Raw genomic sequence first — 12,744 nt, 5'->3', positions numbered from 1 at the left:
CCTTACCAGTACAGGGCAACAAACAGGATTACGATGGTGGCAACCACGGTTACCGCCCAGAGACTTTTGATAATTGGCTCTGGTCCCATTTTTTCGTCTTTTACAATGATATTGGCCGCTTTCGGTGCCAGTTCAAACCAGGTTTTGGTGTGCAGCAGGGCTGCCGCCAGAGTAATCAGGTTAATGATCACGATAACCGGGTTTTGTAAAAAGTCGACGAATCCCGCCCAGGTTTCCGGGCCATTTTTCAGGGCAAACAGCCCGAAAATCAGTTCAATGCTGAACCACACAGCCGGAACCGCTGTGCCTTCGCGCAGCATGTAAAAGCGATAAAACGGCAATTTTTTCCACCAGGTGGACGTCATTGGCCGTACATACGGTTTACGTTTAGTCGTCATGTTGCACTCCTTAGCGTGGTTTCAGGGTCGCGATAAGAAAGTCTTTTGAACTTTCTACTTTGCCCTGCTGAATGGCCGCAGCCGGATCGACGTGTTTCGGGCAGACTTCGGAGCAGTAGCCCACGAAAGTACAGCTCCATACGCCGTTCTGGCTGTTTAACTGCGCCATACGCTCCTTCTTACCGTGGTCGCGGCTATCTTCGTTATAACGATGTGCCAGCGTAATGGCAGCCGGACCGATGAACTCTGGGTTCAGGCCGAACTGCGGGCATGCGGCATAGCACAGACCACAGTTGATGCAACCGGAGAACTGGTGATACTTCGCCATCTGCGCCGGGGTCTGGATGTTAGTACCCTGATCCGCGGTGCGGGAGTTGCCGATGATGTACGGTTTGATCGCTTCCAGACTTTCGATGAAGTGGGTCATATCGACCACCAGATCGCGTTCAATCGGGAAGTTAGCTAACGCTTCAACCTTCATGCCGTTGGTGTAGTCACGCAGGAAGGTTTTACATGCCAGTTTCGGCACGTTGTTAACCATCATGCCGCAGGAGCCACAAATCGCCATACGGCAGGACCAGCGGTAGCTCAGGTCCGGCGCAAGGTTGTCTTTGATATAGCCCAGCGCATCCAGCAATGAGGTGGTTTCATCATAAGGCACTTCATAGAATGCGCTATGTGGTGCGGTATCGACTTCCGGGTTATAACGCACCACCTCAATTTTCAGGTTTTTCATCTCAGCCATTCGCCTTCTCCTTCTTATTGGCTGCTTCCGCCTTATCGGCTGCATCCGCTTCGCCACCGTACATGCGTTTGGCCGGCGGCAGCTTAGTAATTTTCACGTCGCTGTACTCCAGGCGAGTAGTGCCATCAGCATCGCGGAAGGCGAGGGTGTGTTTGAGGAAGTTGATGTCGTCACGTTCAGTGCAACCTTCGTCCAGACGCTGGTGCGCGCCGCGGGACTCTTTACGTGCCATTGCAGAGTGCGCCATACATTCGGCAACGTTCAGACCGTGGCCCAACTCAATGGTGTAAAGCAGGTCGGTGTTGAACACGCTGGAAGTGTCGGTGATGCGAACGCGCTTGAAGCGTTCCTGCAGTTCCGCCAGCTTGTCGATGGTTTTCTGCATCAGTTCCGGCGTACGGTAGATACCGCAGCCTTCTTCCATGGCCAGGCCCATTTCGTCGCGGATCTTCGCCCAGTTTTCGCCGCCGTCCTGGTTAACCAGATCTTTCAGACGCTGTTCAACGCCAGCAACCTGGGCATTGATCGCTGCATCGTTGCCATTACCGGCAGTAGATGCGCGCTCCATTGCTTGCTCACCAGCCAGACGACCAAAGACCACCAGTTCCGCCAGGGAGTTGGAGCCCAGACGGTTTGCGCCGTGCAGACCTACAGAGGAACATTCGCCCACGGCGAACAGGCCCTTAATGCGGGTTTCGCAGTTCTGATCGGTTTCGATACCACCCATGGTGTAGTGTGCGGTCGGACGTACCGGAATCGGCTCTTTAACCGGATCGACGCCAACATAAGCTTTCGCCAGTTCACAGATGAACGGCAGACGTTCGTGCAGTTTTTTCTCGCCCAGGTGACGCAGGTCAAGGTAAACCACATCGCCACGCGGCGTGGAAATGGTGTTGCCTTTACGCCATTCGTGCCAGAAGGCCTGAGAAACTTTGTCGCGTGGACCCAGTTCCATGTATTTGTTTTTCGGCTCGCCCAGCGGAGTTTCTGGACCCATGCCGTAGTCTTGCAGATAACGGTAGCCATTTTTGTTGACCAGAATACCGCCTTCGCCACGGCAACCTTCGGTCATCAGGATACCGGAACCTGGCAGACCGGTTGGGTGATACTGAACGAATTCCATGTCACGCAGCGGAACACCGTGGCTCAGCGCCATACCCATACCGTCGCCAGTAACGATGCCGCCGTTGGTGTTGTAACGATAAACACGGCCAGCGCCACCGGTTGCCATCACCACTGCGTTAGCACGGATCTGAACCAGCGTGCCTTCCATCATGTTCATTGCTACCAGGCCGCGAACATGACCATCATCAACCAGAATATCCAGCACGAAGTGTTCGTCAAAACGCTGGATCTGCGGGAATTGCAGAGAGGTCTGGAACAGCGTATGCAGCATATGGAAGCCGGTCTTATCGGCGGCGAACCAGGTACGCTCGATTTTCATGCCGCCGAAGCGACGTACGTTCACGCTACCATCCGGGCGACGGCTCCATGGGCATCCCCACAGTTCCAGTTGGGTCATTTCGGTTGGGCAGTGGTGGACGAAATAATCCACAACATCCTGCTCACATAACCAGTCGCCACCCGCTACTGTATCGTTAAAGTGATAATCGAAGCTGTCATGATCCTGCGCGACAGCGGCGGAGCCCCCTTCTGCAGCAACGGTATGGCTGCGCATTGGGTATACTTTTGAGATTAGTGCGATTTTTGCATTCGGATTTGCCTGCGCGGCAGCAATTGCAGCACGTAATCCCGCGCCACCGGCACCTACAATGGCAAGATCGGCTTGAAAGGTTTGCACGACATTCCTCCAGATTGTTTTTATCCCACATCCACGTACTTCAGGGTAAGTGCCTGAAAGTTACGGTCTGCGAACGCTATTCCACTGCTCCTTTATAGGTACAACAGTATAGTCTGATGGATAAGTCTGAAATTTGACGAGATCGATTTTTTTAGTGCGCAAGCGGGCTAAATTATCACTGAAGATGATTAATTTAATTACTAAACCATCAGATTGTGGTTTTTTTAGTCACCCCCCCCTTGCTGAATGATTCCTGCGTAAAATTTGTCTCGCCGTCGCGTTGCGAGTAGACTTCGTGCCCTTGTTAAAAACTGGAGATTTCACTATGAGCGAAACGGCATCCTGGCAGCCGAGCGCATCCATTCCTAACTTATTAAAACGCGCGGCGATTATGGCGGAGATCCGTCGTTTCTTTGCCGATCGTGGAGTGCTGGAGGTGGAGACGCCTTGTATGAGCCAGGCGACGGTAACCGATATTCATTTGGTCCCGTTTGAGACACGTTTCGTTGGCCCCGGACACTCTCAGGGGATGAATCTTTGGTTAATGACCAGCCCTGAATATCACATGAAACGCCTGCTGGTTGCCGGTTGTGGCCCAGTATTCCAGCTGTGCCGCAGCTTCCGTAATGAAGAGATGGGGCGTTATCACAACCCTGAGTTCACGATGCTGGAGTGGTATCGGCCGCATTATGATATGTACCGGTTGATGAACGAAGTTGACGATCTTCTGCAGCAAGTACTGGATTGCCCGGCTGCAGAAAGCCTTTCTTATCAGCAAGCCTTCTTACGTTATCTGGAAATTGATCCGCTCTCAGCTGATAAAACGCAGCTGCGGGAAGTGGCGGCGAAACTGGATCTGAGCAACGTTGCTGATACCGAAGAAGACCGCGATACGTTGTTGCAGTTGCTGTTTACCTTTGGTGTGGAACCGAACATTGGTAAAGAAAAACCGACCTTTGTTTATCATTTCCCTGCCAGTCAGGCATCACTGGCGCAAATCAGTACCGAAGATCATCGGGTCGCAGAGCGCTTCGAGGTCTACTACAAAGGTATTGAGCTGGCGAATGGTTTCCATGAATTAACGGACGCCCGTGAACAGCAACAACGCTTTGAGCAGGATAACCGTAAGCGTGCGGCGCGTGGTTTACCGCAGCATCCAATCGACCAAAACCTCATCGAAGCTCTGAAAGTCGGTATGCCTGACTGCTCCGGCGTAGCTCTGGGCGTTGATCGTCTGGTGATGCTGGCGTTGGGCGCGGAGACGCTTGCGGAAGTGATTGCCTTTAGCGTTGACCGGGCATAATTCTGAAAAATCATCTAATTAACCACACAGAATGGCGCTGTAACGCCATTCTGTAGCAGATGTTTTCATTTTTCTGCTAAAGGCCACAATTTAAGACTGGATATTTGCTATCATCCAGGTATCAATTCTGTATGTTTTTTTATTGCGGCCCGTCAATCGATGGGTAGTGCAGTTCAGTGCGCGCGTTTTATACATGTGCTAAAACGAAGGATAATTTCATGCCTCACACGATAAAAAAGATGAGTCTGATAGGACTCATATTGATGATCTTTACCTCAGTATTTTGGTTTGCCAATAGTCCGGCAGCTTATTATTTAATGGGGTATAGTGCGATTCCCTTTTATATATTTTCTGCATTATTATTTTTTATACCATTTGCCTTAATGATGGCAGAAATGGGCGCGGCCTATCGCAAAGAAGAAGGCGGCATCTATTCCTGGATGAATAATAGTGTCGGACCACGTTTCGCCTTTATCGGCACATTTATGTGGTTTTCCTCTTATATCATCTGGATGGTGAGTACCTCAGCTAAAGTCTGGGTACCATTTTCTACGTTCCTCTACGGTACCGACATGACTCAGCACTGGCGCATTGCTGGCCTGGAGCCAACGCAGGTAGTGGGTCTGCTGGCGGTGGCATGGATGCTCCTGGTTACCGTGGTTGCTTCAAAAGGGATTAATAAAATTGCTCGTATTACTGCAGTAGGTGGTATTGCAGTAATGTGTCTTAATTTAGTATTACTGTTAGTGAGCATTGCCATTTTGTTATTAAATGGTGGCCATTTTGCACAGGATATTAATTTCGTGGTATCGCCGAATCCAGGATATCAATCCGGTCTGGCGATGTTATCGTTTGTGGTATTTGCCATTTTTGCTTACGGCGGAATTGAAGCGGTTGGTGGTCTGGTAGATAAAACAGAAAACCCAGAAAAGAACTTTGCCAAAGGTATTGTTTTTGCCGCTATTGTTATTTCAATCGGTTATTCGCTGGCGATATTTTTATGGGGCGTCAGCACTAACTGGCAGCAGGTATTAAGTAATGGTTCCGTTAACCTCGGCAATATCACCTATGTGTTGATGAAAAGTCTGGGGATGACGCTGGGTAACGTGCTGCATTTGTCACCTGAAGCGTCATTGTCGCTGGGCGTATGGTTTGCGCGTATTACCGGGCTTTCGATGTTCCTCGCCTATACCGGTGCGTTCTTTACGCTTTGCTATTCACCGCTGAAAGCGATCATCCAGGGTACGCCGAAAGCGTTATGGCCGGAACCGATGACGCGCCTGAACGCCATGGGCATGCCGTCTATCGCCATGTGGATGCAGTGTGGGCTGGTTACTGTCTTCATCCTGCTGGTTTCGTTTGGCGGTGGTACTGCATCAGCGTTCTTTAACAAGCTGACGCTGATGGCGAACGTTTCCATGACGCTTCCCTATCTGTTCCTCGCGCTGGCTTTCCCATTCTTTAAAGCTCGTCAGGATCTCGACAGACCATTTGTGATTTTCAAAACACACATGTCAGCAACGATCGCGACAGTGGTGGTGGTACTGGTGGTGACGTTTGCGAACGTTTTCACCATCATCCAGCCAGTGGTTGAAGCCGGAGACTGGGATAGCACATTGTGGATGGTTGGCGGCCCTGTCTTCTTCTCGCTGTTAGCGATGGCGATTTACCAGAACTATTGCAGCAGAGTGGCAAAAAATCCGCAGTGGGCGGCTGAGTAATCAGATGCCCTATCGTCGGCCTGACGATAGGGCGTAATGACAGGGAATTAGTGGGATTTCGTATGCGCTATAGCGAAATTAAACTACGGGTTACCTCATGAGTGCGCGCATGTTTGTCTTGTGCTGCATCTGGTTTGTTGTGGCGATCCCCTGGATACTCATCACTTCCACGCTGGACAAAGAGTGGATGATTGATGGACGCGGGATTAACAACGTCTGTGATGTGCTGGAGTATCTGGAAAATGACGATACTCGCGATGTCGGTGTGATATTGACGTTGCCGCTCTTTTTCCCTTTTCTCTGGTTCGCGCTGCGGCGAAAAAAAGGCGGCTGGTTTATGTACGTCACCGCACTTGCGATCTTCGGCTACTGGCTGTGGCAGTTTTTTCTGCGCTATCAGTTTTGCTTGTGAGCCGGATGGGGTCATCCGGCCACAAAGACCTTACAAACTTCCCACCTGACGACCTTTACCCGCAGAAGTCAACGTTCTCCCCGTTTGTTTACCATTCAGGCTTTCCAGACGCATCTGGAAGGGCGGGAATGGCATATCAATACCGTGGGCGTGGAAGCCCGCCAGAATCAGTTGATGGATTTCATGGCGCAGCGGCATGCGGTGACCCATTTCTGCGGCGTAAATACGCAGCTCGAAAATCTGGATCCCTTGCTGTAGATCCACCAGGAAGACTTCCGGCGCCGGGTTATCGATCACCAGCGAGCAGCGGCGCGCAGCGTTGAGCAAGATTTCTGTCACTTCTTCACTGTTGGCATCGGCAGGGGCCGGAATCGTCAGCACCACGCGCGTGACCGAGTCAGAGAGCGACCAGTTGATAAACTGCTCAGTAATAAACGCCTTGTTTGGCACGATAATCTCTTTGCGGTCCCAGTCGCTGATAGTTGTGGCGCGGGTGTTAATTTTCGTCACGCTACCGGTAAGATCGCGGATCGTTACCGTATCGCCAATGCGAATCGGTTTTTCGAATAGGATAATCAGGCCAGAGATAAAGTTGGCGAAAATTTCCTGCAAACCAAAGCCCAGACCAACACCGAGCGCGGCGACCAGCCACTGTAATTTCGACCACTCAATACCAATCATCGAGAAGCCGACCAGCCCGCCAATCAGCATCAGCAGATATTTGGTGATGGTGGTGATGGCGTAGCCCGTACCCGGCGTTAAATCGAGATGCTGCAAGATTGCCAGTTCCAGCAGCGCGGGCAGATTGCGCACCAGTTGCGTGGTGATGATGAACACCAGAATAGCTATCAGCACCGCACCGAGGGTGATCGGCTCCAGGCTTTCTACGCCCTGTACCGTGGAAGTGACATCCCACAGCGAAATATTTTCGAGGAAGCCGAAAGCGGAATGGATTTCTGACCACAGCACAATGACCGAAAGCAGGGCGATCAACATCAGGATTGAGCGCACCAGCCGCAAGGACTGCGCACTGATGGCATCGAGATCGACTTCGCTTTCATCGACTTCAATCGCCCCTTCCGGGCTACTGTGATGATGCGCTTCCTCTTCGCCACGCGCGCGCTGCGCTAACATCTCGGCCCGGCGATGTTTCGCCCGGTCAAAAGCCAGTCTGCGCCGCTGGATTAGCATCCAGCGGCGGATAACGTGGTAAACCACCAACAGCAGGAACCAGATGGCGACCGAGGTTTCAAGCCTTGCTAACAGCGCCTGTGCCGTTGCCAGGTAACCGACTGCCGCTGCCAGAATAGCGACCAGCGGCGCGCCAATCATCATGTTCCATAACATATGGTTGGTAATGTTATCGCCGCTTCCCTCTTTGTTGAGGTACAGCGGGATCCCCGCTTTTTTCAAACTGAGGGTGACCACCGCCAGCGCACCACATATGAGAATAAAGCAAAGCCGTCCCAGCGAACCGGAAAACTCGCGGTCGTCGAGATTATCGAACATCATCAGCGCCATAATCAGCGGCACGATAAGCCCGATGCTCATCAGGTAGTAGCGCATCCCGCGGGAAACACGTTCGCGCGGCCAGCCAAAATGAGCGATAAACAAGCCGTTCGGGCGGGCAAATGTGGCGCAAATCATCACTACCCACAGCAGCGGCACGGTGGCTGTTACGCCATCACCAATCGCTACCGCCAGCGGATAAGGCCACGCCTCGCGCAAGCCGTAACCCAGCGTCATCCACAGCACCGGTAACGGTGACGCGACGAGAATCGACCAGAAAAGGGTGCGTAATGTCAGCCAGAAGTGATCCTGAGTCACCTTGCCGACTTTCGCTGCCGAACGTTCGAGAAAACGGGTGAAATAGCGGCGCGAGTAAATACTGCAACCGACCAGAATCAACGCGCCAAACAGCGGCAAAATCGTCTCTTTGCTGGTCAGCATCATGATGCTGGCTTTACCTAACTGGCTGAAGGTGTCCAGCGAAATGAGACGACGCAGATCCTGGGCGATTTCCAGCGGCCAGGCGATGGTCATCGGGCGCACGTCAGAGGTCCAGAACAGATAGCGGTGCGTCGCTTCGTTCACCTCTTTCAGCGCATCTTCCAGTTGCCCGTTGGAGACTTTCAGCTTGGTCAGTTCCAGCAGTAGCGTGTCACCACCCTGCAACAATGAGTTCAGCAACTCACGCTGAGTACGCAGTTGTGCTTCGAGAATACGGTTTTGCTCGGCGGTCAGCGGTTGGCCGTCAGCCTGAAGGATTTGTCGCAGTTGAGGTTGTTTATTGAGTAGATCCTCATAGTGCAGCCGTTGAACGCGCAACTGCGCCATTTCGGTATCAAGTTGTTGCGGTTTCGGCATTTCCGGCAGTCGTGCCACCTGCGCTCGCAATGCTTCGCCGAGCAGGTTGGACGCTCCCAGCCATTGTGACTGCTCGCGCAGGGTATTCAGCGCCTGCCGGACCTGTAATGTCTGGCTGGCAGCCTGACGCTGTTGCGAAGCGACGAGATCCATTCGCTGCGCCTGCTGATTCAGCGCTGCCGAAAGCTCGCGGTTAATTTTGAATTGCGCGACGATATCTTTCGGTAAATCGGCACTGCTTTCAGCCAACAACTCGGTGCTTTCCAGCGCCCGCTCCGCCTCAAGCTGGCGTTGGCTGTTCAACTGATTACGTAAGGCCTGCAAATACGCATCCAGCTGCTGGCTCTCTTTTTCCGCCAGCTCAGAGCGCAAGCGCGCTAATTCCTGGCGGTTATTGGCAGACAGCTGCGCCAGCTCCAGTTCATCAACGAGGGCTTTCAGACGTGCGGAGTCAGACTGCAACGCGAAATTTTGTGCCTGATTAAGCGGGGTATTGCCGGTAAGTGTTCCCAGGCGGCGCTCAATTTCATTTAACTGACGACGGGCATCAGTTTGCTGTTGCGGCAGTTGATTCAATGAATCCGCTATCTCGCGGGCGCGTTCCTGCTCTTGCTGGGCCTGACGGCTCTTATCCAGCAACTGACTGCTGACCTGGAGAATTTCCTGATTCAGCGCGTCGGTAGACATTCCCGGCGACACGCTGCGCGGCTCGTCACGCATGTTGTTTAATTGTGCGCGCAGAGTAGCGGAGAGTTTCGGATAATTATCAATGACTTCTTGGTATTGCTTGATACGCTCAAGGGAACTTTTTCGTTCCTCAAGCGCATTTAAGGCAGACTGGAGCGCCTCTACGACTTCCGGCTGCGCGGGTTTTGCCGCTTTTGCCTGCTCCAGTTCCTGGGTGATTTGTTTGCTATCGGGGGCCGTCGCGGCGTACGCCCCCCAACTGAGGCACCAGGCCATCAGAAAAGTGATAATCAGGCGCACGTCAGCGTTTCCTTTGATGGATTAGACCTGGTCTTTTTTGTCGTCAACCAATGGGCTGGCGTCGTGTTCTGCTTCGATCTCTTCAGCAGGAAGCGGGGCTGGTTCAGCGTCTGGCGTAACAAAGGTTTCGGTAGATACTGCCAGCGGCTGGCCAATTTTCGTGACAGACAGGCTTTCCAGTTGCTCAACCAGATTCACTTTACCTGGTGCAAACAGGTTGATAACGGTAGAGCCAAGTTTAAAGCGACCCATTTCCTGGCCTTTCAGCAGCGCCACAGAACCGTCGTTTTCCCCGGCAGGCCAGGTCCAGCGCTTGATGATACCTTCGCGCGGCGGCGTAATGGTGCCCGCCCAGACAGTCTCAATGCTGCCAACAATCGTCGCACCAACCAGAATCTGCGCCATCGGGCCAAATTCGGTATCGAACAGGCAGATCACGCGTTCGTTACGGGCAAACAGATTTGGCACGTTCTGAGCAGTGAGATGGTTAACGGAGAAGAGATCGCCCGGCACGTAGATCATCTCACGCAAAATACCGTTGCACGGCATGTGTACGCGGTGATAGTCACGCGGGGAGAGGTAAGTGGTCACAAACGTACCATTGCGGAATAGGTCCGCCATCAGATAGTTGCCCGCCAGCAGGGCTTCGAGGCTGTAATTGTGGCCTTTGGCTTGCAGGATTTTATCTTCTTCGATTTTACCTAACTGGCTGATAACGCCATCGGCAGGCATGACCAGAACATTCGGATCGGTATTGATTGGGCGTACTTCGTCACGCAGCGGACGGACAAAAAATTCGTTAAAGGAGCGGTAGCTGGCAGTATCCGGCTTCTGCGCCTCTTGCATGTCGACTTTGTAGTATTTAACGAACAGATCGATAACCAGTTTTGTCAGCCATCCTGCTCGCTTGCTTGCGCCCCAACCCGCCAGGCGAGTAAGCCATAGTTTCGGCAGAATGTACTGTAGCGAAAGTTTAAATGAATTTAACAAAGTAGCCTCCAGGCCATTGTTTTGTCGTTCCTGATCCGGCGTATATGCCGGATCCTGAAAAAAAGGGGACGATTCTAACGACGGTTAGCTTAATTGTCAGTCATCCGTATCAGAAAAGTTTTTACGCGTTTTTACCTGCGCCATGCTTTCCAGAATACGGTGATAGTTTTCGAAACGGGTTTCCGCGATTTTCCCTTCGTCAACGGCTTCACGGATAGCGCAGCCCGGATCGGTATCGTGTTTGCAATCGCGGTATTTGCACAGACCTAAGTAGTCATGGAATTCGACAAAACCGTGAGTGATTTGTTCCGGCTCGAGATGCCAGAGTCCGAATTCGCGTACCCCAGGAGAATCAATCACATCGCCGCCGTGCGGGAAGTGATACAACCGAGCGGCAGTCGTGGTGTGCTGACCCAGACCAGAGTTGTCAGACACATCGTTGGTCAGGATCTCTTTTTGCAGCCCCAGCAACGCGTTCAGCAGGCTGGATTTGCCGACGCCAGATTGCCCGGCAAAAATGCTGATGCGTCCGGTCAATGCCTCTTCCAGCGGTTTCAGCCCATCCTGAGTATGGCTGGAAACCATCAATACGCGATAACCGATGTTGCGGTAGATATCCATCTGTTCGTTGACGAACGCCATGCCTTCGTCGTCCAACAGGTCAATCTTGTTGAGCACAATAATCGGCTCAATCTGCAAGGTTTCGCAGGCTACCAGGTAACGGTCGATGATATTGAGCGACAGCTCCGGCAAAATGGCGGAGACAATAACAATCTGATCGATGTTGGCGGCGATGGGTTTCACGCCGTCGTAGAAATCCGGGCGCGTTAACACCGAGGTGCGCTCATGTACCGCTTCCACGATCCCTTTGACATTTACGCCTTCCGCCGCCGGTTTACCCGGACGCCAGACTACACGGTCGCCGGTCACCAGCGAACGGATGGTACGGCGAATATTGCAGCGGTGAACGTCGCCATCGGCGGATTCCACATCAGCGTGCATACCAAAGCGGCTGATGACGATACCTTCATCAGGCTCGCCAAACAGATTGTCGTCGTAGTCGGGCTTCTCCTTAGACGTTTTAAGACGACGCTGGTGATTGGCGTTCACGCGGCGCTGCTGGCCTTTGGAGAGTTTATTTTTACTCAATCGTACAGACTCCTGGTCGCCCCTGATGGGCAAAACATCTATGATACACGCAATTGTGGATCAATATAGTCACTGTGAATGGGTGGAAAATAGCATGAGTGCCAATGAAAACAACCTGATTTGGATCGATCTTGAGATGACCGGTCTGGATCCCGAGCGCGATCGCATTATTGAGATTGCCACGCTGGTGACCGATGCCAACCTGAATATTCTGGCAGAAGGGCCGACCATTGCAGTACATCAGTCCGATGAACAGCTGGCGCTGATGGATGACTGGAACGTGCGCACCCATACCGCCAGCGGGCTGGTGGAGCGTGTGAAAGCGAGCACGATGGGCGATCGGGAAGCAGAACTGGCGACGCTCGAATTTTTAAAACAGTGGGTGCCTGCGGGGAAATCGCCTATCTGCGGTAACAGCATCGGTCAGGATCGCCGCTTCCTGTTCAAATACATGCCGGAACTGGAATCGTACTTCCACTACCGCTATCTCGATGTCAGCACGCTGAAAGAGCTGGCGCGCCGCTGGAAGCCGGAAATTCTCGACGGTTTTACCAAGCAGGGGACGCATCAGGCGATGGATGATATCCGCGAATCAGTTGCGGAACTGGCTTACTACCGCGAGCATTTCATCAAGCTGTAAAATTTTTCCTGGTCACGTAACCGCCGGAATCCACTTGCGGCGGCGTGATTTTGACGCTAAATTGAACGTCTTGCTGATAATTTCAGCACTTGAGATAAAAATTCGAAAAATTTTTTTTAGGGGGGTTGCAGAGGGAAAGATTTCTCGTATAATGCGCCTCCCGTAACGACGCAGAAATGCGAAATTACGAAAGCAAAAATTAAGTAGTACGCGGGAATAGCTCAGTTGGTA

Annotated in this window: 11 protein-coding genes; 4 read left to right on the top strand and 7 right to left on the bottom strand. The window is 52.4% G+C overall.

The genetic code is table 11. The features are described from left to right. Nucleotides 1-2: 2 nt before the first annotated feature. Genes frdC through frdA form a run of 3 tightly spaced genes read right to left on the bottom strand, consistent with a single transcriptional unit; the run spans nt 3 to nt 2,944 of the window. Nucleotides 3-398 (bottom strand): fumarate reductase subunit FrdC, encoded by a 396-nt coding sequence (gene frdC / locus FEK46_RS04150; protein ID WP_001568431.1) that lies wholly within the window; start codon nt 396-398, stop codon nt 3-5. A gap of 10 nt (nt 399-408) precedes the next feature. Beyond that, on the bottom strand, nt 409-1,143 hold the full coding sequence (gene frdB, locus FEK46_RS04145) for a fumarate reductase iron-sulfur protein (protein WP_064525766.1): 735 nt from the start codon (nt 1,141-1,143) through the stop codon (nt 409-411). After that, entirely contained in the window at nt 1,136-2,944 is a 1,809-nt protein-coding gene (gene frdA, locus FEK46_RS04140; RefSeq protein ID WP_130205969.1) for a fumarate reductase (quinol) flavoprotein subunit, read from the bottom strand. The genes frdB and frdA overlap by 8 nt, the downstream gene beginning before the upstream one ends. 325 nt (nt 2,945-3,269) lie before the next feature. On the opposite strand from frdA, the gene epmA reads away from it, so the two are divergent. From epmA to FEK46_RS04125, 3 genes are all read left to right on the top strand, one after another. Further along, nucleotides 3,270-4,247 carry an elongation factor P--(R)-beta-lysine ligase gene (gene epmA, locus FEK46_RS04135; RefSeq protein WP_000004771.1) on the top strand — a complete coding sequence of 326 codons (978 nt, stop codon included), beginning with the start codon at nt 3,270-3,272 and terminating at the stop codon, nt 4,245-4,247. A gap of 218 nt (nt 4,248-4,465) precedes the next feature. Continuing rightward, on the top strand, nt 4,466-5,968 hold the full coding sequence (yjeM, locus tag FEK46_RS04130) for a glutamate/gamma-aminobutyrate family transporter YjeM (protein WP_138194650.1): 1,503 nt from the start codon (nt 4,466-4,468) through the stop codon (nt 5,966-5,968). Between the two features lie 97 nt (nt 5,969-6,065). Then, on the top strand, nt 6,066-6,380 hold the full coding sequence (locus FEK46_RS04125) for a YjeO family protein (RefSeq protein ID WP_131161344.1): 315 nt from the start codon (nt 6,066-6,068) through the stop codon (nt 6,378-6,380). Between the two features lie 30 nt (nt 6,381-6,410). Here FEK46_RS04125 and mscM read toward each other — a convergent pair whose 3' ends face one another. From mscM to rsgA, 3 genes are all read right to left on the bottom strand, one after another. Then, the gene (mscM, locus tag FEK46_RS04120) at nt 6,411-9,734 is read right to left on the bottom strand and encodes a miniconductance mechanosensitive channel MscM (RefSeq protein ID WP_135560204.1); all 3,324 of its coding nucleotides are present in this window, start codon (nt 9,732-9,734) and stop codon (nt 6,411-6,413) included. Between the two features lie 21 nt (nt 9,735-9,755). Next, the gene (gene asd, locus FEK46_RS04115; protein ID WP_130259511.1) at nt 9,756-10,724 is read right to left on the bottom strand and encodes an archaetidylserine decarboxylase; all 969 of its coding nucleotides are present in this window, start codon (nt 10,722-10,724) and stop codon (nt 9,756-9,758) included. A gap of 96 nt (nt 10,725-10,820) precedes the next feature. Beyond that, entirely contained in the window at nt 10,821-11,873 is a 1,053-nt protein-coding gene (gene rsgA / locus FEK46_RS04110; protein ID WP_130205979.1) for a small ribosomal subunit biogenesis GTPase RsgA, read from the bottom strand. Nucleotides 11,874-11,967: 94 nt separating this feature from the next. Here rsgA and orn point away from each other — a divergent pair, with 94 nt between their 5' ends. Beyond that, entirely contained in the window at nt 11,968-12,513 is a 546-nt protein-coding gene (orn, locus tag FEK46_RS04105; RefSeq protein WP_064525781.1) for an oligoribonuclease, read from the top strand. Between the two features lie 12 nt (nt 12,514-12,525). Here the strand turns inward: orn and FEK46_RS23560 are convergent. Continuing rightward, on the bottom strand, nt 12,526-12,744 hold a 219-nt coding region (locus FEK46_RS23560; protein ID WP_205714086.1), incomplete at its 5' end, for a hypothetical protein.

Origin of the sequence: Escherichia sp. E4736, from assembly GCF_005781225.1 — a bacterium.
GTDB lineage: Bacteria > Pseudomonadota > Gammaproteobacteria > Enterobacterales > Enterobacteriaceae > Escherichia.
The sequence above is the reverse complement of the archived record's forward strand: the minus strand, read 5'-3'. Positions and strand labels throughout refer to the sequence as shown.

What these genes read in the sequence shown, in the direction of transcription:
- orn (WP_064525781.1), top strand. Translation starts at nt 11,968, where the DNA reads ATGAGTGCCAATGAAAACAACCTGATTTGGATCGATCTTGAGATGACC.
- frdC (WP_001568431.1), bottom strand. Translation starts at nt 398, where the DNA reads ATGACGACTAAACGTAAACCGTATGTACGGCCAATGACGTCCACCTGG.
- epmA (WP_000004771.1), top strand. Translation starts at nt 3,270, where the DNA reads ATGAGCGAAACGGCATCCTGGCAGCCGAGCGCATCCATTCCTAACTTA.
- yjeM (WP_138194650.1), top strand. Translation starts at nt 4,466, where the DNA reads ATGCCTCACACGATAAAAAAGATGAGTCTGATAGGACTCATATTGATG.
- frdB (WP_064525766.1), bottom strand. Translation starts at nt 1,143, where the DNA reads ATGGCTGAGATGAAAAACCTGAAAATTGAGGTGGTGCGTTATAACCCG.
- FEK46_RS04125 (WP_131161344.1), top strand. Translation starts at nt 6,066, where the DNA reads ATGAGTGCGCGCATGTTTGTCTTGTGCTGCATCTGGTTTGTTGTGGCG.